This window comes from Frigoribacterium sp. VKM Ac-2836, from assembly GCF_013248995.1.
GTDB lineage: Bacteria > Actinomycetota > Actinomycetes > Actinomycetales > Microbacteriaceae > Frigoribacterium.
The window spans coordinates 394058-419956 of the sequence record NZ_JABRPK010000002.1 but is presented as its reverse complement, the minus strand read 5'-3'; the positions used below and the strand labels follow the sequence as shown (position 1 = coordinate 419956).

At 72.7% G+C, this 25899-nt stretch carries 22 protein-coding genes; 13 read left to right on the top strand and 9 right to left on the bottom strand.

Features of this window, described 5'->3' with window-relative positions; genetic code table 11:
* Positions 1-43: 43 nt before the first annotated feature.
* The gene (locus HRF36_RS08320) at positions 44-547 is read right to left on the bottom strand and encodes a nucleoside deaminase (RefSeq protein WP_173208853.1); all 504 of its coding nucleotides are present in this window, start codon (positions 545-547) and stop codon (positions 44-46) included.
* A 119-nt stretch (positions 548-666) separates the two neighbouring features.
* Between HRF36_RS08320 and HRF36_RS08315 the strand changes: the two genes are divergently transcribed.
* Positions 667-1329 carry a DUF1684 domain-containing protein gene (locus HRF36_RS08315; protein WP_173208851.1) on the top strand — a complete coding sequence of 221 codons (663 nt, stop codon included), beginning with the start codon at positions 667-669 and terminating at the stop codon, positions 1327-1329.
* A gap of 333 nt (positions 1330-1662) precedes the next feature.
* Positions 1663-3561 (top strand): DEAD/DEAH box helicase, encoded by a 1899-nt coding sequence (locus HRF36_RS08310; protein ID WP_217271091.1) that lies wholly within the window; start codon positions 1663-1665, stop codon positions 3559-3561.
* A 114-nt stretch (positions 3562-3675) separates the two neighbouring features.
* Here the strand turns inward: HRF36_RS08310 and HRF36_RS08305 are convergent, their stop codons facing one another.
* Positions 3676-4599, bottom strand: coding sequence for a hypothetical protein (locus tag HRF36_RS08305; protein WP_173208847.1), 924 nt, complete (start codon positions 4597-4599; stop codon positions 3676-3678).
* 143 nt (positions 4600-4742) lie between these two features.
* On the bottom strand, positions 4743-5291 hold the full coding sequence (locus HRF36_RS08300) for an NUDIX hydrolase family protein (protein WP_043595902.1): 549 nt from the start codon (positions 5289-5291) through the stop codon (positions 4743-4745).
* A 98-nt stretch (positions 5292-5389) separates the two neighbouring features.
* Between HRF36_RS08300 and HRF36_RS08295 the strand changes: the two genes are divergently transcribed.
* The gene (locus tag HRF36_RS08295; RefSeq protein ID WP_173208845.1) at positions 5390-6103 is read left to right on the top strand and encodes an alpha/beta hydrolase; all 714 of its coding nucleotides are present in this window, start codon (positions 5390-5392) and stop codon (positions 6101-6103) included.
* A gap of 49 nt (positions 6104-6152) precedes the next feature.
* The gene (locus tag HRF36_RS08290) at positions 6153-6830 is read left to right on the top strand and encodes an SIMPL domain-containing protein (RefSeq protein WP_173208843.1); all 678 of its coding nucleotides are present in this window, start codon (positions 6153-6155) and stop codon (positions 6828-6830) included.
* Positions 6831-7114: 284 nt separating this feature from the next.
* Here HRF36_RS08290 and HRF36_RS08285 read toward each other — a convergent pair whose 3' ends face one another.
* Positions 7115-8338 (bottom strand): GNAT family N-acetyltransferase, encoded by a 1224-nt coding sequence (locus HRF36_RS08285; RefSeq protein ID WP_173208841.1) that lies wholly within the window; start codon positions 8336-8338, stop codon positions 7115-7117.
* A gap of 125 nt (positions 8339-8463) precedes the next feature.
* Between HRF36_RS08285 and HRF36_RS08280 the strand changes: the two genes are divergently transcribed.
* The 3 genes from HRF36_RS08280 to HRF36_RS08270 all read left to right on the top strand — a co-directional run bounded on the left by HRF36_RS08280 (position 8464) and on the right by HRF36_RS08270 (position 10858).
* Entirely contained in the window at positions 8464-8889 is a 426-nt protein-coding gene (locus tag HRF36_RS08280) for a DUF1810 domain-containing protein (RefSeq protein WP_173208839.1), read from the top strand.
* 119 nt (positions 8890-9008) lie between these two features.
* Positions 9009-10004 carry a prolyl aminopeptidase gene (gene pip, locus HRF36_RS08275; RefSeq protein ID WP_173208837.1) on the top strand — a complete coding sequence of 332 codons (996 nt, stop codon included), beginning with the start codon at positions 9009-9011 and terminating at the stop codon, positions 10002-10004.
* Positions 10001-10858, top strand: coding sequence for an NAD-dependent epimerase/dehydratase family protein (locus HRF36_RS08270; RefSeq protein WP_173208835.1), 858 nt, complete (start codon positions 10001-10003; stop codon positions 10856-10858). The genes pip and HRF36_RS08270 overlap by 4 nt, the downstream gene beginning before the upstream one ends.
* 177 nt (positions 10859-11035) lie before the next feature.
* On the opposite strand, the gene HRF36_RS08265 is transcribed toward HRF36_RS08270, so the two are convergent.
* The gene (locus tag HRF36_RS08265; RefSeq protein ID WP_305792162.1) at positions 11036-11929 is read right to left on the bottom strand and encodes an SDR family oxidoreductase; all 894 of its coding nucleotides are present in this window, start codon (positions 11927-11929) and stop codon (positions 11036-11038) included.
* 135 nt (positions 11930-12064) lie between these two features.
* Here HRF36_RS08265 and HRF36_RS08260 point away from each other — a divergent pair, with 135 nt between their 5' ends.
* Positions 12065-12637, top strand: a complete 573-nt coding sequence (locus HRF36_RS08260; RefSeq protein WP_173208833.1) for a phosphatase PAP2 family protein — start codon at positions 12065-12067, stop codon at positions 12635-12637.
* A gap of 28 nt (positions 12638-12665) precedes the next feature.
* On the opposite strand, the gene HRF36_RS08255 is transcribed toward HRF36_RS08260, so the two are convergent.
* The 3 genes from HRF36_RS08255 to HRF36_RS08245 all read right to left on the bottom strand — a co-directional run bounded on the left by HRF36_RS08255 (position 12666) and on the right by HRF36_RS08245 (position 14657).
* A complete protein-coding gene (locus HRF36_RS08255; protein WP_173208832.1) occupies positions 12666-13664 on the bottom strand; it encodes an aldo/keto reductase in 999 nt (332 codons plus the stop codon).
* Positions 13665-13731: 67 nt separating this feature from the next.
* Entirely contained in the window at positions 13732-14010 is a 279-nt protein-coding gene (locus HRF36_RS08250; RefSeq protein ID WP_173208830.1) for a hypothetical protein, read from the bottom strand.
* A 2-nt stretch (positions 14011-14012) separates the two neighbouring features.
* Positions 14013-14657, bottom strand: coding sequence for an FMN-dependent NADH-azoreductase (locus HRF36_RS08245; protein ID WP_173208828.1), 645 nt, complete (start codon positions 14655-14657; stop codon positions 14013-14015).
* 128 nt (positions 14658-14785) lie between these two features.
* Here HRF36_RS08245 and HRF36_RS08240 point away from each other — a divergent pair, with 128 nt between their 5' ends.
* From HRF36_RS08240 to HRF36_RS08225, 4 genes are all read left to right on the top strand, one after another.
* Complete coding sequence (locus tag HRF36_RS08240; RefSeq protein ID WP_173208826.1) at positions 14786-19717, top strand: DEAD/DEAH box helicase; 4932 nt, start codon at positions 14786-14788, stop codon at positions 19715-19717.
* Positions 19718-19720: 3 nt separating this feature from the next.
* On the top strand, positions 19721-20497 hold the full coding sequence (locus HRF36_RS08235) for an Fpg/Nei family DNA glycosylase (protein ID WP_173208824.1): 777 nt from the start codon (positions 19721-19723) through the stop codon (positions 20495-20497).
* A gap of 204 nt (positions 20498-20701) precedes the next feature.
* Positions 20702-21394: a peroxiredoxin-like family protein gene (locus HRF36_RS08230; RefSeq protein WP_173208822.1), complete on the top strand. Its 693-nt coding sequence runs from the start codon at positions 20702-20704 to the stop codon at positions 21392-21394.
* A 169-nt stretch (positions 21395-21563) separates the two neighbouring features.
* Complete coding sequence (locus tag HRF36_RS08225; protein ID WP_173208820.1) at positions 21564-22256, top strand: peroxiredoxin-like family protein; 693 nt, start codon at positions 21564-21566, stop codon at positions 22254-22256.
* 112 nt (positions 22257-22368) lie between these two features.
* On the opposite strand, the gene HRF36_RS08220 is transcribed toward HRF36_RS08225, so the two are convergent.
* On the bottom strand, positions 22369-23904 hold the full coding sequence (locus tag HRF36_RS08220) for an APC family permease (protein ID WP_173208818.1): 1536 nt from the start codon (positions 23902-23904) through the stop codon (positions 22369-22371).
* Between the two features lie 239 nt (positions 23905-24143).
* Between HRF36_RS08220 and HRF36_RS08215 the strand changes: the two genes are divergently transcribed.
* Entirely contained in the window at positions 24144-25814 is a 1671-nt protein-coding gene (locus tag HRF36_RS08215) for a PQQ-binding-like beta-propeller repeat protein (protein WP_173208816.1), read from the top strand.
* Positions 25815-25899 lie beyond the last annotated feature (85 nt).

The window sequence follows — 25899 nt, the reverse complement described above, 5'->3', positions numbered from 1 at the left end:
GGTAGCGAGACCGAAGGCGGCCGGGGGCGGAAGGCGGCCGGCCTCAGCTCCAGAAGCCGGCGTGTACGGCCGAGGCCTCGTCGAACAGGGCCGGTCCCGACACGGACACCGCGCCTCCCCCGCGGGCGAAGACCTCGCGGCAGGGCAGGTCGAGTGTCGATTCGCCCTCTTGCTCGGTGACCATGGCGAGCAGTTGCTGCTCGGCGAGCGCGTAGACGACGCGGCCGACGCCCGCCCAGTGGATGGCCCCGGCGCACATCGCGCACGGCTCGGTGCTCGTATAGAGGGTGGCCGCCTTGAGGGTCGCCTTGTCGAACCGCTGCGCGACGACGCGGACGAGGTTCGTCTCGGCGTGGCCGGTCGGGTCGCCCTCGGTGACGACCGTGTTCTCGGCCTCGACTACCTCGCCGCCCGCCGTGAGCAGCAACGAGCCGAAGGGATGGTTGCCGTGCTCGCGAGCCAGCTGCGCGACCTCGATCGCGCGGTGCAGCTGCGCGAGATCGGCCGGGGTGACGGTGGGGTCGGTGGTCGTGGTGTCGGTCGTCATGGGGCGAGCGTAGCCACGGGCTGTCGGCCGCCGCATCCGCGACGAGGGGCTGTGGACGATCGACCCACCTGTGAGGGAACCACGGGCGCAGTGGTGACCGCTTGCGTACGGTGGCAGGGATGACCGACTCGACCCGCGCCTCCTCGTCCTCTGCCACGACGCCCGCCCAGGGCGCCCTCGACATCGCGTCCTGGCGCCGGACGATCCACGGCCTGTACCGCGACGTCCGCGAGGCGACCGACCTGGCCGCTGCGCACGACCTCTGGCGGCGGACCCGAGACGAGCTGTTCTCGACGCACCCCTCGACGCCGCTGCTGCCCGAGGACCGCCCGGACTTCACGGGCCTGCCGACGAAGCCGTACGACTCGGCCTGGCGCTTCGAGGTCCCGGTCGAGCCGGCCGAACCGCGACGCATGGTGGTCGAGACCGGCACCGACGGCGACGTGCTCTTCGACCTCGTCGGCGTGGCCGACGTGCCCGGCGTCGGCAGCCTCGACGTGTGGAAGCTGGCGCAGTACGCGGGCGGCCTGTTCATCCCGATCAAGGACGCCCTGGCCGGCAAGCCCGGCGGCACCTACGGCGGCGGCCGCTACCTGATCGACTCGGTCAAGGGAGCCGACCTCGGCGCCGGTGGCGAGCCCGGCACGATCGTGCTCGACTTCAACTTCGCGTACAACCCGAGTTGCGCCTACGACCCGGCCTGGGCCTGCCCGCTCGCACAGCCGGGCAACACGGTCGCCGTCGAGATCCCCGTCGGCGAGCGGTACGGGCGCGCGGTCTGAGGCGGACCCCGACGACGCCCGTCGCGTTTTCGGGCCGCGACCGCTACGCTGGAGGTACTTGCGAGCCGGTCCGATCGGCTCCCTGCGTCGTAGCACGCCCCTCACCGCCTCTCAGCCCTGGCACACACCCAGGCAGACCAGCAGGCGCGCGAAGCTCACTCTGCGGCGAAACGATCGTGCACACCTGCACCGTCGCCACACCTCGAGCCCGGCTACGACAGCCGTTCTCCCGGCACTGCCCCGCCCTCGTGCGAGCACGTCCCCGAACGTGACACCGCGACGTGCTGGCAGCCTCGGCCCGGCTCGACACCGATGCCCCGAAAGGTGCACCACATGTCAACGAACACCCTCGACACCGAGAACACCGACGCCACGACCGTCGACGAGACGGCCGACGCCGTCACCTTCAGCTCGCTGGGCGTGCCCGCCCCGATCGTGAAGTCCCTGGCCGCAGAAGGCAAGACCACCGCGTTCCCGATCCAGGTCGACACGCTGCCCGACACCCTCGGCGGCCGCGACGTGCTCGGCCGCGGCAAGACGGGTTCGGGCAAGACCCTCGCCTTCTCCATCCCCATGGCCGCGCGCCTCGGTGGCAAGTTGGCGGGCGGCAACCGCCGCGCCGGCCGTCCCCTCGGCCTCGTGCTCGCCCCCACCCGCGAGCTCGCCACGCAGATCGACGCCGTGCTCGCCCCGCTCGCCGAGGCCTACGGCATGCGCACCACCACGATCTTCGGTGGCGTCTCGCAGAACCGCCAGGTCCAGGCCCTCAAGGCCGGCGTCGACATCATCATCGCCTGCCCCGGCCGCCTCGAAGACCTCATGAAGCAGGGCTTCGTCAAGCTCGACGCCATCGAGATCACCGTGCTCGACGAGGCCGACCACATGGCCGACCTGGGCTTCCTGCCCGGCGTCACGCGCATCCTCAAGGCCACCCCGAACGACGGCCAGCGCCTGCTCTTCAGCGCGACGCTCGACAACGGTGTGGACAAGCTGGTCAAGCAGTTCCTCCACAACGAGGTGCTGCACTCGGTCGACGAGGCCAACTCGCCCGTCGCCAAGATGACCCACCACGTCTTCGAGACGCCCGACGTCGACAGCAAGAACGCGCTGATCCAGAAGCTCGCCGGCGGCCAGGGCCGTCGCATCCTCTTCATGCGCACCAAGCACCACGCCAAGAAGCTCGCCAAGAAGCTGACCGAGTCGGGCATCCCCGCCGTCGACCTGCACGGCAACCTCTCGCAGCCGCAGCGTGACCGCAACCTCGCCGCGTTCCAGGACGGCTCCGCCCGCGTGCTCGTCGCCACCGACGTCGCCGCCCGAGGCGTGCACGTCGACGACATCGAGCTCGTCATCCACGTCGACCCGCCGACCGAACACAAGGCCTACCTGCACCGTTCGGGCCGCACCGCCCGCGCCGGTGCCGAGGGCGACGTCGTCACCCTCGTCATCCCCAGCCAGAAGCGCGACGTCGCCCAGCTGATGAAGAAGGCCGACATCCGCCCGACCATCACCTCGGTGACGCCGTCCTCGCCCGAGGTCGACGCCCTGGTCGGCCAGGTCGCCGCATACGTCAAGCCTTCGCCCAAGGCCGCCGTCCAGCAGCAGGGTGGCGGCGGACGCTCGCAGGGCGCCAACGCGCAGCGCAAGCGTGCCGCCCGTCAGGACTCGCAGGGCAACCCCATCGCCCGTCAGGACCGCTCGGGTCGCCCCACTGCCGGCCAGGCCGGCGGACGGTCCGGAGGCGCGGGTCGCGGTTCCGACGCCGGTCGCGCCGGTACCGGTGCCGGTCGTTCGGCCGGCTCGCGTGACGGCGGACGTCAGGGGGGTCGCGACGGCGGCTCGCGCCGCGACGCCGCTCCCCGCGGTGGCGCCTCGACCTTCTACTCGACCGAGTCGGGCCGTGGTTCGTCCACGCCCGTCCGTGACGACGCCCGTGGCGCTCGTGACGGTGCTCGTGACGAGACCCGTGGCACCCGTCAGACCGGTCGCCGCGCCCAGAGCAGCGGCACCCAGAGCGACGGCGGCCAGAGCCGCACCAACGCGGTCCGCAACGACCAGGCCGAGTTCGCCGCGTCTCTCGGCGGCTCGCGTGAGGGCGGCCAGCGAGAGGGCGTCCAGCGCAGCGGCGGACGCCGCGCCTCGTCCGAGGGCGGCCGTCCCGGCTCGCTCAAGGTCGGCGGCCTCGTCGGCGGCAAGGCCCGCACCGGCGGCGGCCAGCGCGGCGGTCGCTGACCCGACCAGCTGCCACACCCCCGAACCCGCGCCACACCCCCTGTCCCGAGGGTGTCGCGCGGGTTCGGGGCTGTTCGGTTGGCACCCGCGCGGCGCGGCGCGCTTCCGCGCGCGTCAGCGCACCCCGGCGCGGAGCAGGGCCCGCACCATGGGCTCGGCGCGCAGGGCGTCGCCCCAGGTCCATCGGACGACGGTGTGCACGCCGGGCAGCGCCCGCAGATGGTCCTCGCGCCGTTTCTCGTCGATCACGACCTGCTCGGGGCTGCGCCCGGCCCGCATCCGTTCGTTGCGGTACTTCACCTCGCCGTCGAACTCACCGATGATGCCGAACTGCGGCCACCAGAAGTCCACGAAGCCGACGAGGGGGCCCGTCACCGGGAACCGGGCCTGCAACTCGGGCGCCGCGAGCCCCGCGGCCCTCATGCCCGCCCGGCTCAGCGACTCACCCGGCGATTCGGACCGTCCGTCGGCGAAGGCGACGGCGACCGCCGCCCGTCGACGCCCGGGCACCCTGGGTCGGGCGGCCACGGTGGCCTCGAGCGCGGCCCGGTCGTACGCGCCCGCGTGCAGCCCGTGGTCGAGCACGACGGTCGCCCCGCGGAGGTCGCGCCGGCGCACGCTGTCGACGGCCGCACGGGCGGCACCCACCACCGGCAACCCGTCGACCGTGTCGATCTCGCTGTCGCCGAGGGGCGCCGTGTGTTGGTGAACCGACCCGGTCACCTTGTCGCGAACGCGCTGCCGTGCCACGACCTGCACCCGGCGAGGCCACTCGCCCAGCAGCGGAAAGCCCCGAACGGCGAGGGCGGACTCGTGCGAGACGACGGCGTGCGGTCCGAGTCGGGGCAGCACCGCATGGACGCGGGCGGTGTGCTGCGACGCGGCGCCGAGCGATCGCCAGTCCTCCGTCCGGACGTACACGCCGGCGGCGAGCCTCACCGCGAGGCCACGTCGTGCGTCCCGCTCGAGGGACGAGGCATCCACGCCGTCGTCGACGAGCTGGGCACGACGGATGAGCAGTCCCGACATGTCACGCATCGCCCCAGCCTGGCCGAGCGCCGCCAGGGACGCGACCCGCGCCTCCTCGCCTGTGGAGACGTGCCGCGCGACACCCCCGAACCGGCGCGACACCCCGCGATCCGAGGGCGTCACGCCGGTCCGAGGGTGTTGCGCGACAGGGGCTAGTGCAGGGCGCCGACGGAGGCGAGGGCGCTGCGCAGCAGAGTGCCGCGGCCGCCCTCCATCTCGGCGGCGACCTCGTCGGAGGCGGCCTGGTGCGGCGTCAGCCACGTGAGCTCGAGGGCGTCCTGCCGAGGGTCGCAGGTGCCCGTGACCGGCACCACGTACGCCAGCGACACGGCGTGCTGCCGCGGGTCGGTGTAGACCGACGAGCCAGGCAGCGGGAAGTACTCGGCCACCTGGAACGGCACCGGCGACGGCGGCAGCTGCGGGAACGCCATCGGCCCCAGGTCTTTCTCGAGGTGACGGAACAGCGCGGTGCGCAGGCTCTCGCCGTACATCACCCGGCCCGAGACGAGCATGCGCGAGATCGACCCCTCGTCGGAGGCGCGGAGCAGCACCCCGACCTCGGTCACGACCCCCATGCCATCGGTGCGCACCGGCACGGCCTCGACGTAGAGGATCGGCAGGTGCTGCCGCGCCTGGAAGAGCTCGTCCTCCGAGAGCCAGCCGGGATTGGGGTCGGGGTCGGGTGTCCGCACGGAGCTCATGGGCCATTCTTACCGGCTCGACGGCCCGATCGTGTGGCGTGACGCTACGGGCGAACAGCGCCGGCCCCGATGCCGCCACCCGTCGCTAGGCTCGGTCCATGGTGCAGATCGACCCGTCCCTCGTCCAGTGGTCCGCCGTCCAGGCCGAGCGTGACGGGCGGCCCCTGCTCGTGCTGCTCCACGGCGTGGGCTCTCACGAGGGCGACCTGATCGGCCTCGTGCCCTACCTGCCGCAGCAGTTCGTGGCGGCGTCGCTGCGGGCGCCGTTGCCTCACGGCGACGGTTTCTCGTGGTACCCGCTCTCGACCCCCGGGGCCCCCGACCCGGGCGCCGTGGACGACGCCGCCGAGGCCGTGCTGGCCTGGCTCGACGAGCTGACCACCCACCACCCGAGCGTCAGCCTGCTCGGCTTCTCGCAGGGCGGATCGCTCTCGCTGCAACTGGTGCGGCACGCACCCGAGCGGTTCGCGTTCGCCGCCGTGCTCGCCGGGTTCGTGGTCCCCGCCGCGGGTGACGACGCCACGCTCGAGCGCGCAGCAGCACGGGACGACGCCGTGGTGGCCGTCCGCCCGTCGGTCTTCTACGGTCGCGGCGACGTCGACGAGGTCATCCCCGCCGAGGCCGTCGAGCGCACCTCGGCCTGGCTCGAGGCGCACGCCGACGCCGAACAGACCGTGTACCCGGGTCTGGCCCACGGCATCTCGCAAGAAGAGCTCGACGACCTCAACGCGTTCATCGGACGCGTGACCGCCGCCCCGGTCGTCGACGCCGACGCACCCGTGTCGGCCGTCGGCGCCGACCCCACCGACTGATCCGGCGCCCACACGCCCCGCTCCACCCGACGAACGAAGGAGGCGCGCGATGGCGACGCTCTCGGTGTCCGGTTCCGCCACCCACCGCCACCGTGCCGAGCGCGGTGTCGTCCACCTGAGCATGGGCTTCGAGGGCGATGACCGCGAGAAGGTCGTCCGCGACACCATCGCGGTGCACTCCCGGCTTTCCGAGCAGGCCACGGCCTGGCGCCGGCAGGAGGCCGCGACCTGGTGGAGCGCCCGGAGCGTCACGGTCGCCGTCGTGACCGAGAGGGAGACCGACCGGGGCGAGGGGGGCGAGGCGACCCGCGCCTCCTCGACGGTGCGGTTCCGCACCCGCGCCGCCGTCGACGTCCGGTTCAGCGACTTCGAGGCGCTGGCGTCGTGGGTGGGCGACGTCGCCCTCGAACCCGGTGTCGACATCGAGTGGGTCGAGTGGTCGCTGAGCCATGCCCGCCGTCCCGAGGTGGAGAAGGCCGTGCGGGTCGCCGCGATCGCCGACGCCGTCACCCGGGCCGGCGACTACGCCGAGGCTCTCGGGCTCGGGCGGCCCACTCTGCAGTCGGTGTTCGAGCCGGGGCTGCGACCGGGTGCCCCCGGGGGCGGCAGCCCGTTCGGCCTGGCCCGTGCCGCCGCGACCTTCTCGTCGGGCGGCTCCACCACGTTCGACCTGCACCCCGACGACATCGAGGTCTCCGCGGAGGTCAGCGCCGACTTCGTCGCCTGACCCCGCCCGCCTCCGCCCGCCTCTGCTCGCCACCGCGGCCCCTGCCCGGTGTGCAAATCGCGCCAATCGGCCGTCGACACGCCGGGCGGCGGCCGACCTGAGCGGCGTGTCGTCGCCGCGTTGTCGGGTTGTGCACGCCAGGAGTCGCTCGGCCGGTCGGGTTCGGCACACGCGGGCACATGCCGCCGGTCGGGTTCGGCACACGCCGACTCGAGACGCCGGTCTGATTCCGGTTCCCGCACCCCGGCGCACCGCCGTGCCGCCCCTCGGCCCGGCGGCGCACCTCACAGCAGCCGGTGCCACACCCCTTCGACGCCGATCGGCACGAACCCGACGGCTTCGTTGACGGCGAGCATGGGCCGGTTCTCCTCGGCGTTGAAGGTCAGCACGGCCGGGCGGCCCGGCTTCTCCACGGCCAGACGGTCGAGGTTGGCGACCTTCACCAGCCAGCCCAGCCGGTGCCCGCGGTGTTCCCGTCGCACGAGGGTCATCTGCTGCATCGCGGGCCGCGACGCGTCGTCGGGCACCGCGAGGTCGGAGCACGCGACGAGCCGACCCGTCGGCACGTGCTCGGCCGCTGCGGTCAGCGAGGCACGTCCGCTCGTGGCTCGTCGCTGCTCGGCCTCGACGAGGCGTTCGACGGTCCAGACGTCCTCGGGCTCGGGCACGTCGCCCATCGGCGCGTCGGTGCTCAGGGCGGTCGCCATGGCCGCGACGCCGGACTGCCAGCGCCGGGGCGTGGGGCCCGACCAGGTGTGGACGCGATAGTCGTCCCCCGCCGCGGCGAGCGCCTCGGAGCGGATCGCGGCCAGTGCCTCCTCGTCCACCGGCAGCGGCAGGCGGCTGATGCGCTCGACCTGGCCGAGCGCGTAGCCGCGCGAGAGCGCGAACCGGACCTCCGAGGAGGCGCGGGGCACCCAGCCGTGACCGGTCGAGGCCTCGAGGCGGTCGGCCAGGGCGGCCGCAGGGGCCGAGCCCGCTGCGGGTCCCGAGCCTGCGGTGGCATCCTGACCGGAGGCCACGTCCTGACCGGAGGCCACGTCCTGGCCGGAAGCGACCCCCTGACCGGAGGCCACGAACGCGATGGCGTCGGTTCGGTCGGCGGCGCGGGCGACGGCCTCGACGTGGTCGAGCAGGGCCGTGCCGAGGCCCAGGCGGCGGTGCTCGGGGGCGACGGCGACCCAGAGCCAACAGGTCGTGACGGCCGGGTCGGCGAGCGTCTCGTACGTGGCCTGGCCGACGATGCGCCCCTCGGCCCGCACCACGAACAGTCGCCGCGGCGTGAACGGGTCGTGCCACTGCGGCAGCTGCTCGGCCGGGGCGAAGTCGAGGTCGCCGAAACCGAGCACCTCGGTCTGGACGGCGTTTTCGAGGGCGATCGCCTCGACATAGGCGGCGACGCTGGCGGCGTGGTCGGGGCCCGGGTCGGGGTCGGCGTCCCGGTCGGTGGCGCGACGGGGCTCGAGAGTGCTGGGCACGACGATCTCGTCGATCACGATGTCGGTCACGGGGGCTCCGGGGTCGAGGCGGGGACGTGGTCCGCCGCCCGGCAGGGCAGCCGACCAGACTAGCGCCGGTCTCGGCCTCCCTGCCAGGGGGCGATGGCTCGACTCGCGAGGCGTAGAACGGGGTGATGAGCCATGCCTTCGACCTCGAACGGTACGTCGACGCCCAGGACGTGCGCAACACCCACGACCAGGCCCTCGCCGAGCTGCGCCGGGGGCGGAAGTCCTCGCACTGGATGTGGTTCGTGTTCCCGCAGATCGCCGGCCTCGGTCGCAGCGGCATGGATCGCACCTACGCGATCCGCTCGCTCGACGAGGCGCGGGCTTACCTCGCGCACCCCGTGCTCGGCCCGCGGCTGCGCGAGGCGGCGCAGGTCACGGCCCGGGCCGACGCCGAGAGCGCCGAGGCCCTGATGGGCGGCATCGATGCCCTCAAACTGCGCTCGTCGATGACGCTGTTCGGGCGGGCCGACCCGGCCGAGCCCGCGTTCCGGGCCGTGCTCGAGCGTTGGTTCGACGGCGTCGAGGACGATCTGACCGTCGCCCGCCTCTGAGCTCGTCGGCGACCCTGGGTCGCGAGAAGGCTCGTCCCCGGACGAGGAGGCGCGGGTCACCATCCACAGGCGTCGCGCCTCCCCTGCCGGTGTCGGCGCCCGCGGCTACGCTCGTCGACATGCCCCCGCTCTACCCCGCGATCGAACCGTACGACTCCGGCCTGCTCGACGTCGGTGACGGCCAGCACGTCTGGTGGGAAGAATGCGGCGATCCCGACGGCAAGCCCGTGGTGTTCCTGCACGGGGGGCCCGGCAGCGGCTCGTCGCCCGCGCACCGCCGCCTGTTCGACCCGGCCCGCTACCGCATCGTGCTGCTCGACCAGCGCGGGGCGGGCCGCAGCACGCCGCACGCGGGCACCTTCGGCACCGACCTCTCGACGAACACGACGCCGCACCTCGTGGCCGACCTCGAGACGTTGCGCGAGCACCTGGCCATCGACCGCTGGCAGGTGTTCGGTGGCTCGTGGGGGTCGACCCTGGCGCTCGCCTACGCCGAGACCCACCCCGACCGGGTCACCGAGCTCGTGCTGCGCGGCGTCTTCACTCTGCGACAGAGCGAGCTGGACTGGTTCTACGAGGGCCCGGCGTCGAACGTGCTGCCCGACCGGTGGCAGGGCTACCTCGCCCCGGTGCCGGTCGACGAACGCCGACCGGGCGGACTGATCGAGGCGTATGCGCGCCTGCTCGCGGACCCCGACCCGGCCGTGCACGGGCCGGCCGCCGTCGCGTGGTCGTCGTGGGAGGCCTCGGCGATCACCCTGCTGCCGCGCCCCGACCTGGTCGAGCGGTACTCCGACCCGGCGTTCTCCCTGGCCTTCGCCCGCATCGAGAACCACTACTTCGTCCACCGCGGCTTCCTCGACGAGGGTCAGCTCATCCGTGACGCTCACCTCGTCGCGCACATCCCGACGGTCATCGTGCAGGGCCGCTACGACCTGTGCACTCCGGCGACCACGGCGTTCGACCTGCACGCCGCCCTGCCCGACGCCGAGTTCGTCCTGGTCGACGACGCCGGGCACGCCTTCGACGAGCCGGGCATCCTCGAGGCGTTGATCGCCGCCACCGACCGGTTCGCCGGCGGGTCGTCCGCATCCGACGGCGAGGCCACCCGATGACCGTCGTCCTCGCCGGCTGCGGCGACCTGGGCACCGAGGCGGCGCTCCGGTTCGCCGCCCTCGGGCACCACGTCCTCGGCCTGCGTCGCTCGGCCGGCAAGCTGCCCTCGTCGATCGAGGGTGTCTCGATCGATCTGAGCACGATACGTCCGACACTCCCCGCCGACACCGAGGTCGTCGTCGTCGCCCTCTCGGCCGGGTCGCGCGATGTCGACACCTACCGGGCGTCCTACGTCGACGGGCTGCGGTCCGTCCTCGACGCGCTCGACGAGGCGGGGGCGGTGGAAGCCCGAGTGCTGTTCGTCTCGTCGACGGCCGTCTACGACGTCGACGACGGCAGCGTCGTCGACGAGACGACGCCGGCGACCGGGGCCTCGCCGACGGCCGAGGTGATCCTCGAGGCCGAGGCCCTGCTGCACCGACGTCGCCCGGGCGGCATCGTCCTCCGCCTCGGCGGCATCTACGGCCCCGGGCGGGAACGGCTCATCACCCAGGTGCGCGACGGCGAAGCCCGACTGGCCGAGCCGGCGGGCAGCTCACCTCACACGAATCGCATCCATCGCGACGACGCGGCGGCCGCGATCGTCCACCTCACCACCAGCTCGGGGCCCACCGCCGCGCTGTACGTGGGGGTCGACGACGAGCCCTCGCGGCTCGACGACGTGCTGGCGTTCGTGGCCGACGAATTGGGGCTGCCCGTGCCGCCGAGCGCGCCTCCTCGGGGCCGTCAGGCCGGCGGCGACAAACGGCTGTCGAACGCTCGACTGCGCGGCACCGGGTTCGACTTCGCGTATCCGACCTACCGCGAGGGGTACCGGGCCGTGATCGCGGGTGAGGGGGTCCGGCACCCCTGAGACCGGGCCTGCCCGGCCCAGCTGCCCAGCTACCTACCCGCCCGGCGCACGGCCCACGGCCCACGGCCCACGGCCCACGGCCCACGGCGCACGAGAACACCGCCGAGCGGACGGCGCGCCGCCGTGTTCGGCGGTGCCCGGTCCACTCGACGGTGTTCTCGAGGGAATGGTCGATGCCTAGTGGATCGGCGTGCCACCCGTCACGGCGATGGTCTCACCGCTGATGTAGCTCGACTCCTGGCTGGCCAGAAAGACGAACGACGGGGCGAGCTCGACGGCCTGGCCGGGGCGCCCGTAGGCGGCCTCCGAACCGAAGCTCTCGATCTTCTCGTTCGGCACGAAGGCGGGCTGCAGCGGCGTCCAGACGGGGCCGGGTGCGACGCCGTTGACCCGGATGCCGCGCTCGGCCAGCTGCTGGGCCATGGCGCGGGTCCAGTTGGCGATGCCGGCCTTCGACACGGCGTACTCGGCGAGGTCGGGCGACGGCTGGAAGCCCTGGATCGACGAGGTCGTGATGATCGACGCCCCTGGCTCCAGGTGCTTCGACGCGGCCTTCGTCAGCCAGAACAGAGGGTAGATGTTGGCCTTCAGGACGTGGTCGAGCGTCTCGGTCTCGAAATCGTCGATGCTGCTGACGGTCGGCATGACACCGGCGATGATGGCGAGGATGTCGAGGCCCCCGAGCTCGGCGACGGTCTTCTCGACGACGTCGACGTTGGTCTGCTCGACCTGCAGGTCGCCCGGCAGCAGGACTGCGGTGCGGCCGGCCTCGCGGACGAGGGCGGCGACTTCATCGGCCTGTGCCTGCTCCTCGGCGAGGTAGCTCAACGCGACGTCGGCGCCTTCACGAGCGAACGCGATGGCCGTGGCGCGGCCGATGCCGCTGTCGGCCCCGGTGACGAGGGCCTTGCGACCGGCGAGACGGCCACTGCCGACGTAGCTGGTCTCGCCGTGGTCGGGCTCGGGCTTCATGGCGTGGACGTCACCGGGAGCGCTCTGCTGCTGGTGTTCGAAGGGGGGCTGCGGGTACTGGGTGACGGGGTTCTGCGGGGTGTACATGTTGTCTGCCATGTCCCCCGGTGTACGCGGCCCTGCGGCCGCATCGGCACAGCTTGTACCCCTGCGCACGGCGACATGACGGGATGCGGACACCGAGACGAGCAGAGGAGGCGGGGCGCGGCCCCCGGGGAAAGATACGGTGGACGGGTGCCCCTGTTGCCCTTGCCTTCCGAGACGCCCCGTCAGGTCCTGCCCGCCTGGGTGCTGCGTGCCGATCGGCGGGCCGCGAAACGCATCAACGCGGTCCGTGGCGTGCCGGTGGTCGACCGCAACCTCAGCCGCCTCAGCCACTTCGCCGACCACGGCCTGCTCTGGGCCGCGGTCGCGGCGGGTCTCGCTCTCGTCGGGCAGCGTCGCGCGGCCGTCCGTGGCACCCTCTCGCTCGGATTCGCCAGCGCCATGGCGAACATCGTCGGCAAGCGCCTCTTCGGCGGCAACCGTCCGCTGATCGACGACGTACCGATCGAGCGACGCCTGCGCAGCCAACCGCTGTCCGCGTCGTTCCCGTCCGGCCATGCGGCCTGCGCCGCGGGCTTCGTCACGGGCGTCGCGATCGAGTCGCCGGGGGCCGCGGCAGCCCTCGTCCCGCTGGCCGGTGCGGTCTCGTGGTCGCGCCTCCACGTGGGGGCGCACTGGACCTCGGACGTCGTCGGCGGCCTGATCATCGGATCGGGTGTGGCCCTGCTGGGCCGGCTCGTGTCGACGCCGAACAGGCACTGACCTCGAGCCCGGCCCTCGGGCACCGGGCCTACCAGCGGGGGTGGACGGCCTCGCGGAAGTACTGGTCGTAGATGCGGACGACCTCGCTGTCGAGACCGTCGTCGAGCTCGCCCACGCTGCCCGCCGCCGCGTTGGCCGTGGCCTGGGCGACGTTGCGGGCGCCCGGGATCACCGTGCTGACGCCCGGCTGTTCGACGATCCAGGCGAGGGCGGCCTGCGGCACGGTGACCCCGTCGGGGACCGCAGCGGCGAACTCCTGCGCGGCGGCGACGCCCTGCTCGAAGTCGACGCCGCTGAAGGTCTCGCCCTGGTCGAAGGCCTCGCCGTGACGGTTGTACGTGCGATGGTCGTTCTCGGCGAAGGTCGTCTCGGTCGTGTACTTGCCCGAGAGCAGCCCGCTCGCGAGGGGGACGCGGGCGATGATGCCGACACCGGCCCGCTGCGCGGCGGGCAGCACCTCGTCGAGGGGCTTGAGCCGGAACGCGTTGAAGATGATCTGGACGGTCGCGAGGTTCGGCCGGGCGATGGCGGTGAGTGCCTGCGCGGTCTCCTCGACGCTGACGCCGTACGCACGGATCGCCCCCTTCTCGACCAGTTCGTCGAGGGCGTCGTAGACGGCGTCGCTCTCGAAGACGGGGGTGGGCGGGCAGTGCAGCTGCACCAGGTCGAGCGTGTCGACGCCGAGGTTGCGGCGCGAGCGGTCGGTCCAGGCGGCGAAGTTGTCGCGGACGTAGTTCGACGGCACCTGGTCGAGTCGGCGGCCCATCTTGGTGGCGACCGTGAGCGGCACGTCGGGGTTCGAGGCACGGAAGCGCCCGATGATCTGCTCGCTGCGCCCGTCGCCGTAGACGTCGGCGGTGTCGAAGAAGGTGACCCCGGACTCGACGGAGGCGCCCAGCACGTCGAGCGCGTCGCTCTCGCTGACGTCGCCCCAGTCCGCGCCGAGCTGCCAGGTGCCGAGGCCGATCACCGAGACGGGGCGGTCGGACAGGAAGGATGAACGGGTTCCGAGGGTGCGGCTCTGCATGCCGCCGAGCCTAGCCAGGCCCGGTACCCGGTGGCCCAGACTGCGCAGGCCGGCCCGATCGCGGAGGTCAGCGCCGGGAGGCGTTCACGCTGCGGACGAGTGCGTAGGCGACGACCACCGAGACGAACCCCGCGAACAGGAACGCCACGCCGAACCCGGCTTGCCCCTGCAGCAGCCGTACGAGGCCGACGATGGCGAGTGCCGCGGCCAGCATGCCGAAGACCCGCGCGACGATCGACTTGGCGCGACGCGCGGCCCCCGCCCGACGCGCGCCCCCGGCCCGAGGCGCGGGCCCGGCCCGAGGCGCGCCCCGGGCCTGACGGCCGTCTCGCCGACGCGACGACACGGTCAGCCGAGGCGACGGGCCGAGGCGACCGCCGCCTCCTTCGCTTCTCGCAATTCACGCGTGGCCCGCTCGCGGGCCGCCTCGGGCATGGGTAACCGGTCGCTGAGCGTGAGGTTCGTGGCGATCGTCTCGACGCGCATGCCGAGCGTCGACCCCAGGACGATGTCGAGGACCGGGGTGGCGTGGTCCCGGCCGGCCGTGGGGGTGCCTTCGTCGTAGACGCCGCCCCGACTGGTGACGACGACCGCGGGTCGCCCGAGCATCGGCTGCTGATCGTCGCCGTCGAAGGGCGCGGTGACGCCGGGCAGGTGGACGTTGTCGACCCAGGCCTTGAGCGTCGAGGGCAGCGAGTAGTTGTAGAGCGGGGCGCCGATCAGCACGACGTCGGCGGCGACGAGCTCGGCGATCAGGGCCTGCTGCAGTGCCTCGTGAGCGGGGTCGGGGGCGTCACCCGGCAGACGGAGGCGCGGCGGCCAGTGCAGCGCGCTGTCGCTCAGGTGAGGCAACTGGTCGCGGTGCAGGTCGCGGCGGGCGACCGTGTGGTCGGCGCCGAATTCGCGCCAGGCGTCGGCGAACGCCTCGGTGATCGCGCGCGAGCGACTCGTGGTGAGGTCGGCGGACGAATCGAGGTGGAGCAGGTTCGGCATGCGCCCACCGTAGCCGGGGCGGCCGACACGACTGGCGAGGTGTCACGACGTGCCGCTCGGCTTCAGATGTGAGCGGCACGTCGTGACACCTCGGCGGAATGTCGGTGGCACAGAGCAGGATGGCAGCGATGACCGACGTGCTCGACCGATTCTCCCCCGCGACCCGCGAGTGGTTCCGGGGGGCCTTCGCCGCGCCGACCCGTGCCCAAGAAGGCGCCTGGACGGCCATCAGCCAGGGCGACCACGCGCTCGTCATCGCGCCGACCGGGTCGGGCAAGACGCTCGCGTCGTTCCTGTGGTCGATCGACTCGCTGGCCTCGTCACCCCCGCCCGACGAGAAACTGCACCGCACCCGCGTCCTCTACATCTCACCGCTCAAGGCGCTCGGCGTCGACGTCGAACGCAACCTCCGTTCACCCCTCGTCGGCATCACCCAGACCGCCCGCCGACTGGGCACCGAGGCTCCCGACATCACGGTGGGCGTGCGCTCGGGCGACACGAGCTCGAGCGACCGCGGCCGGCTCGCCCGCACCCCGACCGACATCCTCATCACGACACCCGAGTCGCTTTACCTGATGCTCACCTCGCAGGCGCGAGAGACCCTCAAGGGCGTCCGGACCGTCATCATCGACGAGGTCCACGCCGTCGCCTCCACCAAGCGCGGCGCCCACCTGGCCCTCTCGCTCGAGCGTCTCGACGCGCTGCTCGACGAGCCCGCACAGCGCATCGGGCTCAGCGCCACCGTGCGCCCGCCCGAAGAGGTCGCTCGGTTCCTCGCCGGCCCGGCACCGGTCACCATCGTCAACCCGCGTGCCGACAAGAAGTTCGACCTGCGCGTCGTCGTGCCCGTCGACGACATGACCGAACTCGGCACCGCCGCCCCGCTCGAGGGCTCCGCCGCCGGCGCGGCGCCACAGGGCTCGATCTGGCCGCACGTCGAAGAGGGCATCGTCGATCTGATCGCCGCGCACCGCTCGACCATCGTCTTCTCGAACTCGCGTCGCCTGGCCGAGCGCCTCACGGCCCGCCTCAACGACATCTGGATCGAACGCCAGGGCGGTGACCTCGAGGCCGCCGAACGCGCGACCGAGGAGGCGCGGGGCGAGTTGGTCACCGTCGGTCCGGTCGGCGACGACGCGGCCGCCGACACCGTGGACCCCTTCGCCCCGGCACCCGCCGCGCAGCGCAACGCGTCCGTCGGCGGCGGGGCCCCGGCCCAGCTCATGGGGGGCTCGGGCCAGACCGCGGGCAGCGACCCGCTGCTCGCCCGCGCCCACCACGGCTCGGTGTCCAAAGACCAACGAGCGCTGATCGAGGACGACCTCAAGAGCGGGCGGTTGCGCTGCGTCGTCGCAACGAGTTCGCTCGAACTCGGCATCGACATGGGTGCGGTCGACCTGGTCATCCAGGTCGAGTCGCCGCCGTCCGTCGCCAGCGGCCTGCAACGCGTCGGCCGAGCCGGGCACCAGGTCGGAGAGACCTCACGGGGCGTGCTGTTCCCCAAGCACCGGGCCGACCTGATCCACTCCGCCGTCGCCGCCGAGCGCATGGTCGCCGGGCTCATCGAAGAGCTCCGGGTGCCGACCAACCCCCTCGACGTGTTGGCCCAGCAGACCGTCGCGGCCGTCGCACTCGACGAGCTCGACGCGGACGCCTGGTTCGACACCGTGCGTCGCAGCGCACCCTTCGCCACCCTGCCCCGCTCCGCCTTCGACGCCACCCTCGACCTGCTCAGCGGCAAGTACCCGTCCGACGAGTTCGCCGAGCTACGCCCTCGCATCGTCTGGGACCGCGTGCACGGCACGCTGACCGGCCGACCCGGCGCACAACGCCTGGCGGTGACGAGCGGCGGCACCATCCCCGACCGGGGCCTCTTCGGTGTCTTCATGGTCGGCGAGAAGGCCGCCCGCGTCGGTGAACTCGACGAAGAGATGGTCTACGAGTCGCGCGTCGGCGACGTCTTCGCCTTGGGGGCCACGAGCTGGCGCATCGAAGACATCACCCACGACCGCGTGCTCGTCTCGCCCGCCTACGGCCAGCCCGGCCGTGTCCCCTTCTGGAAGGGCGACGGCATCGGGCGACCCGCCGAGCTCGGCAAGGCCATCGGCGGCTACGTCCGCGAACTGTCGAACTCGAGCGAGACCGACGCCACGACCCGCGTCGCCGCCGGCGGCCTCGACGAACGCGCGGCCCGCAACCTCATCGCCTTCCTCGCCGAACAGAAGGCCGCCACGTCGTACGTGCCGACCGACACCACTCTCGTCGTCGAGCGCTTCCGCGACGAACTCGGCGACTGGCGGCTCATCCTGCACTCGCCCTACGGCATGCAGGTGCACGCCCCCTGGGCGCTGGCCGTCTCGGCCCGCATCCGCGACCAGCTCGGAGTCGACGGCGGGGCCATGGCGGCCGACGACGGCATCGTCGTCCGCATCCCCGACACGGACGCCGAGCCTCCCGGCGCCGAGCTGTTCTCGTTCGAGCTCGACGACCTCGACGAGATCGTCACCGAAGAAGTCGGGGGCTCCGCCCTGTTCTCGTCGCGCTTCCGCGAATGCGCCGCCCGGGCCTTGCTGCTGCCCCGCTACAACCCCGGCAAGCGGTCGCCGCTCTGGCAGCAGCGCCAGCGGTCGTCGCAGCTGCTCGACGTCGCCCGCAAGTACCCGCAGTTCCCGATCGTGCTCGAGGCCGTGCGCGAGGTCCTGCAGGACGTCTACGACCTGCCGGCCCTGATGAGCCTCACGCGTGACCTCGCGAGCCGCACCGTACGCATCGTCGAGACCGAGACCGAGGTGCCGTCGCCCTTCGCACGGTCGCTGCTCTTCGGTTACGTCGCCGCCTTCATGTACGAGGGCGACTCGCCGCTCGCCGAGCGGCGTGCGGCCGCCCTGTCGCTCGACTCGAGCCTGCTGCAAGAGCTGCTCGGCCGGGCCGAGCTGCGCGAGCTGCTCGACGCCGACGTCATCGACCAGCACGAGCTCGAATTGCAGCGTCTCGCCCCCGACCGTCGCGCCCGCGACATCGAGGGCGTCGTCGACCTGCTGCGCCTGCTCGGCCCGCTGACCACCGACGAGATCATCGACCGCAGCTGGCTCGCCGCGACGCTCGTCACCGGCGACGTCGCCGCCCGTGACGACGCGCACCGGTCGCTCGAGACCGCCCTGACCGACCTCGCCTGGTCGAACCGCGTGCTGCGCTTCACCCACGCCGGCACCGTGCGCTGGGCAGGCATCGAGGACGCCTCGCGCCTCCGGGACGCCCTCGGCGTCGCCTTGCCCATCGGCGTGCCGACGGCGTTCGTCGAACCGGTCGACGACCCCCTGGGCGATCTGATCGGCCGATTCGCCCGCACGCACGGGCCGTTCACCCCCGCCATGGTCGCCGACCGTCTCGGCCTCGGCACCGCCGTCGTGATGGACACCCTGCGCAAGCTCGCCACCCAGCGCCGCGTCGTCGAGGGCGAGTTCCGGCCCCGGCAGCAGGGCAGCGAGTGGTGCGACTCCGAGGTGTTGCGACGACTTCGCGGCAAATCGCTCGCCGCGCTGCGACACGAGGTCGAACCCGTCGCGCCCGAGACCCTCGGCCGCTTCCTGCCCGCGTGGCAGCACGTCGCCACCGGGCTCAAGGGATCAGGGCTGCGGGGCCTCGACGGCGTGGTGCAGGTCGTCGACCAGCTCAGCGGTGTCTCGCTGCCCGCGTCGGCGTGGGAGTCCCTGATCCTGCCGGCCCGTGTGACCGACTACAACCCGTCGATGCTCGACGAGCTCACCGCCACCGGCGACGTCATCTGGTCGGGTACCGGCACCCTGCCGGGCAACGACGGCTGGGTCAGCCTGCACCTCGCCGACGGTGCCCAGGTCACCCTGCCCGAACCGTCGGGCGCCGAGACCGACGACCTCCAACGCGAGGTGCTCGCCGCGCTGGCCGGCGGCGGAGCCTACTTCTTCCGTCAGCTCTCCGACGCCGTCGGCAGCACCGACGACGACTCGCTCGTCACCGCCATCTGGCAGCTCGTCTGGGCCGGCCAGATCACGAACGACACCTTCGCCCCGCTGCGCGCCCAGGTCGGGGGTGGACGCACACCGAAGCCCCGGACCCCGACACGGTCCCGCTCGTCCTACCGCAGCCGAGGTCGCGTAGCCATGCCCCGCCAGGCGGGACCACCCACGGTCGGCGGGCGGTGGTCGCTGCTTCCCCTCGCCGAACCCGACGGCACCGTGCGGGCCGCCGCGACGGCCGAGATCCTGCTCGAGCGGCACGGCGTCGTCACGCGGGGCGCCGTCGTCAACGAGGGCGTCCGAGGTGGCTTCTCCACGGCCTATAAGGTGCTCAGCGGCTTCGAAGAGACCGGCCGTGCCCGCCGTGGCTACTTCGTCGAGGGGCTCGGTGCGGCTCAGTTCGCCACCGGGCCGACGGTGGACCGCCTCCGATCGTTCGTGCGCGACGAGGGCGACCGCCGCGACGACGACACCCTCGTCGCGGCGGGTCGTCAGCGGGACGTGCCGGTGGTGACCCTCGCCGCGACCGACCCGGCGAACCCCTACGGCGCCGCTCTGCCCTGGCCGGGTCAGACGCTCGACGGGGCCTCCGCCGACGAGGCCGCGGCCGTCGCGAGCGCGGCGGCACGAGCCGCCACCGCGGCGGCGGCGACCACGGCGACGGGAGCCGGGACGCGCGCCGAGGCGAGCTCCGCGGGTGACGCGACCCGCGCCTCCTCGGGGGCAGGCCGCAGCGAGACGAACGACCCCTCAGGAGGCGCGGGCGGCAAGAAGAAGTCGGGTCACCGCCCGGGGCGCAAGGCCGGTTCGCTCGTGGTCCTCGTCGACGGGCGGCTCGTCGTCTACGTCGAGCGTGGTGGCAAGACCGTGCTGACCTTCGGCGAGCCCGACGAGCGTGAGCTCGCCCTGGCCGCCGGTTCGCTGGCGGCGACCGTGCGCAACCGGATCGGCAAGCTGGCCGTCGAACGAGTCGACGGCGAGTTCGTGCTGGGCACCTCGCTCGGCGACGCCCTGCGCGACGCGGGGTTCGCACCGACGCCGAGCGGCATCCGGCTGAGGGCCTGACCGATGCCCGAAGGAGACACCGTCTACCGCGCCGCCAAGAACCTCGATGCGGTGCTGCACGGCCAGACGCTCACCGCCAGCGACTTCCGGGTGCCGGCGTTCGCCACCGTCGACCTCAGCGGTGAGGTGATCGACGACGTCATCGCCCGCGGCAAGCACCTGCTGCACCACATCGGCGACGTGACGCTGCACACGCACCTCAAGATGGAGGGCTCGTGGCACGTCTACCGGCACGGCACGAAGTGGAAGCGCCCCGCCTACCAGGCGCGCGTCGTGCTCGAGACCGCCGAGTGGGTCGCCGTCGGGTTCGACCTCGGCATCGTCGAGCTCGTGGCCCGAGACGAGGACGACAGCGTGGTCTCGTACCTCGGCCCCGACCTGCTCGGCCCCGACTGGGACGCCGCGCGTGCCCTCGCCAACCTCGAGGCCGACCCGGCCCGCGAGGTCGGGCTCGCCCTGCTCGACCAGCGAGTGCTCGCCGGTGTGGGCAACGTGTACCGCAACGAGCTCTGCTTCCTCCGGGGTGTGCTGCCGACGCGTCCGGTCGGCGAGGTCGAGAACCGACCCAAGATGATCGACCTGGCGCACCGGCTGATCCAGGCGAACAAAGATCGGGTCGATCGCACGACGACCGGCAACCTGCGCGGCACGACCGACTGGGTCTACGGCCGGGCGGGCAAGCCGTGCCTTCGCTGCGGCACGAAGATCCTGCGGGGCGAGCTCGGTGAGAGCGAACTCGAGCTGCGCGACACCTACTGGTGCCCGCACTGCCAGAGCTGACGGGTCGTCACGGGCAGAGCTGACGGGTCACACGGCTGGGGCCGGCCGCGGCCCCGGCCCCGGCCCGGCCCCGGCCCCGGCCCCGGCCCCGGCCCGTGTGACGCTCCGTGACGCCCGACGCCCTCGGCCCGCGCCGGCCTGCCTACGATCAGCGGCACCCCTGACGGCCGTACCCGGCGAGCCCGTCACCGCGAGAGGACCACCATGTCGAACGCCAACACCCCCAGCGACACCCAGACCATCGCCGATCAGGTGACCGTGTTCACCGAAGGCTTCACTGCGCAGATCGGCCCCGAGTTCTCGAAGGTCTTCGACGACGAGCAGAGCGCCCTGCGTGAGGCCGGCGTCCCCGACGACGCCGTCGCGCCCGGCGACACCGTCGTCGAGGCGACACTGCTGACACCCCAGGACGCCGAGGTCTCGCTCGCGGAGACCGTGGGCGAAGGGCCGGCCGTGCTCGTCTTCTACCGCGGCGCCTGGTGCCCCTACTGCAACCTGACGCTCAAGACCTACCAGGCCGAGTTGCTGCCGCGCCTCCGTGAGCGAGGTGTCGCCCTCGTCGCGATCAGCCCGCAGACCCCCGAGGGTTCCGAGGCGTCGGTGACGAACGGCAGCCTGGAGTTTCCCGTGCTGTCCGACCCGGGCAACGTGCTCAGTGGCGCCCTGGGAATCCGGACCGAGCCTGCGGCCGCCGCCCGCGCCGTCCACACGCAGCTCGGGTTCGACGTCGCCGACAGCAACGCGGACGCGACGGGCGACATCCCGTTCCCGACCGTGCTCGTCATCGACCACGACGGCGTCGTCGTCTTCGCCGACGTCCACACCGACTACACGACCCGCACCGAGGTCGACGAGATCATCGCCGCACTCGACCTGCTCGAGCGACGCGCCGCCTGATCGACGCCCGTCTCCGCTCTCGGCAGGACGTTTGCGAACGAGAACTCGTCGGGTGCGGACGGCGGGCACCGATCCGCCTACCCTCTATCGAGGTGGCCGGCCCGAACCCGGTCAGCCCTGCCCTGGTCAGCCCTGCCCGGTCAGCCCTGCCGCAGTCGAGAGGACCTCCATGTCGAACGCCGACTCCAGCACCCCCCACAGCATCGCCGACCAGGTGAGCGAGTTCAGCGGGGGCTTCAACGCCCGGATCGGCGCGGACGCCACGAAGGTCTTCGACGACGAGCAGTCGGGTCTGCGCGAGACGGGCGTTCCCGAGAGCGCCGTCCGGGTGGGCGACACCATCGTCGACGCCACGCTCGTGACGACCGCCGGCGACGAGGTCTCGCTGTCCGAGACGGTCGGCGAAGGCCCGGCCGTCCTGGTCTTCTACCGCGGCGCCTGGTGCCCGTACTGCAACCTGACGCTCAAGACCTATCAGGCCGACCTGCTGCCCGAGCTGCGCACGCGGGGCGTCGCGCTGGTCGCGATCAGCCCCCAGACACCCGAGGGCAGCGAACGGTCCGTCGAGAACGGCGGGCTCGAGTTCCCCGTGCTGTCCGACCCGGGCAACGTGCTCGTCCGGGCTCTGGGCATCCAGACCGAGCCGGTCGCGGCCGCCCGCGCGGTGCACTCCGACCTCGGGTTCGACGTCGCCGACAGCAACGCCGACGCGACCGCCGACGTGCCGTTCCCGACCGTCCTGGTCGTCGACCGCGACGGCAAGGTCGTCTTCGCCGACGTCCACGTCGACTACACGACCCGCACCGAGGTCGACGAGGTCCTCGCCGCCGTCGACGCGCTCGAGACGCCTCCCGCCTCCTGACCTGCGCCGGCCACCCCTGGCCCACCGCGAAGAACCCCGTTCGGGACGGTGAACCCCCAAGATTTGGGGTTCATCGTCCCGAACGGGGTTCTTCGTCGATCGGCGGTGCCGCTCAGCGGGGCTCGACGGACGGCGCCGGGGCGGCGGCGTCCTCGCCGAGCCCGACCCGCGAGTGCCGGCGCCCGTAGGCGAAGTACACGACGACACCGATCACGAGCCACACGGCGAACCGTGCCCAGGTGAGCGTCGTCAGGTTGAACATCAACCAGACGCAGAGCGCGGCCGCGAGGATCGGCAGCACGGGTGACAGCGGCACGCGGAAGGCGCGGGGCAGGTCGGGCCGCGTGCGACGCAGCACGATAACGCCGATGCTGACCAGGACGAAGGCCGACAGGGTGCCGATGTTGATCATCTCTTCGAGGACGCCGACGTCGGTGAACCCGGCGATCAGGGCGACGAGCACGCCGGCGATGACCTGCACGCGCACCGGTGTCTTGCGGGTGGCCGAGGTCTTGGCGAGCCATCGGGGCAGCAGGCCGTCGCGGGCCATCGAGAAGACGATGCGGGCCAGGCCGAGCAGCAGCACCATGATGACCGTGGTGAGGCCGATCAGGGCCCCGATCGCGATGACCTGGGCCGCCCAGCCGACTCCGACCAGGTCGAAGGCGGTGGCGAGGGTCGGGGCCTCGACGGCGGCGAGATCGCGGTACGAGACCATGCCGGTGAGCACGATCGAGACGAGCACGTAGAGCACGGTGACGATGCCGAGACCGAGGAAGATGCCTCGGGGCATGGTCTTCTGCGGGTCCTTGACCTCTTCAGCGCTGGTCGCCACGACGTCGAAGCCGATGAAGGCGAAGAAGACGAGCGAGGCGCCGGCGAGCAGGCCGAAGACGCCGTACTGCGCGGGCTCGGCGCCCGAGACGAACGAGAACAGGGACTGCGTCCAGACGTCCCCCTCGCCGGCCGGGCGGGGCTGCGACTCGGGCACGAACGGGGTGTAGTTCGAGGCCTTGACGAAGAAGAAGCCGACGACGATGACGAACAGGACGATCGCGACCTTGATGATCGTGAACACGCTGCCGACCCGCGAGCTGAGCTGGGTGCCGAGGACGAGCAGCACGGTGAAGAAGGCGACGATGACGAACGGCGCCCAGCTCAGCTCGAGCGGTCCGATCGACAGGGTGTCGGGCACGTCGAGGCCGAAGCCCGCGAACACGGTGCTGAGGTAGATGCCCCAGTACTTGGCGAGCACGGCCGCGCCGGTGAGGGTCTCGAGGATGAGGTCCCACCCGATGATCCAGGCCAGGAACTCGCCGAGGGTGGCGTAGGTGAAGGTGTAGGCGCTGCCCGCGACGGGGATCGTCGAGGCGAACTCGGCGTAACACATGATCGCCAGGCCGCAGGTGACGGCCGCGAGGACGAACGACAGCGTGACGCCCGGGCCCGCGAAGTTCGCGGCGGCGTTGGCGCCGACCGAGAAGATGCCGGCCCCGACCGCGACGGCGATGCCCATGAGGGTCAGATCGGTGACGCCGAGCGAGCGCTTGAGCCCGTTCTCGGGCCCCGTCGAGTCGGCGAGCGAGGACTCGACCGACTTGGTGCGCCACAGGGTGCTGAGACCCCGGGACTTGGGGACGGTGCTCATGCTGCCTCCTGGGGTGGTGCGGGCGGGGTGGGCTGGTGGGTGCGGCGGCCCCGGCTCGGGGGACGACGCGCCAGCATACCGGCGGACCGGTCCCGTCTCGTAGCATGGCGGGCGGGAGGGACGATGTGAACGGACCGTCGTGGCAGCCGATGCGCCCCGAGCGCCCGCCGGCAGCCTGGGAGGCGCGGGTCGACTCCTCCGGGCCGCCGACGAGGTTGCCCGCTCGCCCCGGTGATCCCGTGGCCGACGCCGATGCTCGCGACGAGTCGGACGGGGTGGAGGCGACCGGGGCAGGGAGGCGCGCGGGGCCGTCCCCGCTGCGGACGGTCGGAGCCCGGACCGGTGGTGCGCTGCGCCGGGTCTGGACCCGCGCCTCCCGGGCTCGCCGCCTGGGGCTGACGGTCGGCGCCGTGGCCGCGGTGACCGCGCTCGTCGCCGGCGCGGGCCTCGCGGTGCAACCGCGCTACGACGACCCGGCGCGACCCGCGATGCTGGTCGACGACCTGCGCGGCGAACCGACCGAGACCGTCTGGCGGACCGACCTGAGCGCCGAGTCGACGCCGGGCACGCCCGCCGGTTGCACCTATTACCTGAGGGTCGGCGGGGTCGGTGACGACGCGATCATGTCGGCCCAGACGGCCGAGCTGTCCGACCGGTGCGGCGGGTCCGGCGGGCGCCTGGTCCGGGTCGACGGCGAGACCGGCGACGTGACCTGGAGCACGAACGTGGCCACGACCCTCGGCCGGGCGGTGCGCTCGGTGTCCGTGACGCCCGACGACGACGAGCGTGCCGCGACCCTGACCGTCGAGGTCGACGCCGGCTCGACCCTCGCTCGGCTCGACCTGGCCACCGGGGAGGTCACCGACCGCTCGGCGGCCGTCGAGTCGAGCGATCCCGACGAGGTCACGCGCATCGAGGGCCTCTCGTCGTCGAGCGTCCTCGTCTCGCACCAGCCGCGGTCGCGGTTCGGGGCCGACGGCACGGGCCCGACGACCGAAGACGACGACCGGACCCGGTTCGAGCTGCACCCGCTCGACGACCTCGACACCGTGTCGTGGCGCGGAGACGAGCCGTCCCAGGCGACCGTGACCCTGTTCGACGACGAGCTGTACGTGCTGACGACGGCGGGTGGCGGGTCCCGCGTGATCGACGCCACGACCGGCACCGAGCACCCGGTGCCGATCGCCGACGACGCCTACGGCTGGCCCGAGTCGGCCGGCGACCACGTGCTCGTCGCGTTCGCGGCGATCGACGGCCAACGCCTCGTCGCGTTCTCGCAGGACGACCCCGGTGCGATCGGCTGGTCGGCCGACCTCGCGGGGGACGCCTCACTGATCGTGTCGGACCGTTGCGTCACGGTCACGGCCACCACCCAGAGCGGCGACCCCGTGGTCGAGGGGCCGAGGGGTGCGGGCGACGACGACGGCCAGGACGACCCCGGCGGACGGGTCTCGGTGACCTGCCTGTCGCCCGCGACCGGTGAGGCCCGGTGGACGACGAGCCTCCCGGTCCGCAGCGGGCAGACCGTGCAGTCCGGCTGGAACCCCCTGCCGGACTCGGCGTTCGACCAGGTGCAGGTCTCCGTCTCGCCCTCGAGCGCCTTCGGGGACGAGACCACGACCGTCACGACCTTCGACGCCGAGGACGGGCACGTGGCCTTCACGGCGACGCTGCCGGGGTACTCGGCGCCTCTGGCCCGGAGCCGCACGACGGTCTACCAGCTGGCGTTCGACGTCGACGGCCGATCGTCCGTCGTCGCCTTCGACGAGCACAGCCACCGCGAGCTCTGGAGGACCTCGCCCACCGAGGCGGTCGACATCGGCTTCTGGGGTCCGCACCTGGTGGTCACGGGCCAGGACGGCGTCGTCCGCCGTGTCGACGACCCGAGGGCCGTGGCCGACCGCGGGTGACGCCGCGGTGCGGGTCGGGTCGGGTCGGGTCGGGTCGAGCACGACACCACGTTGTGGACACGACACCGCGACGTGACACGGTGCA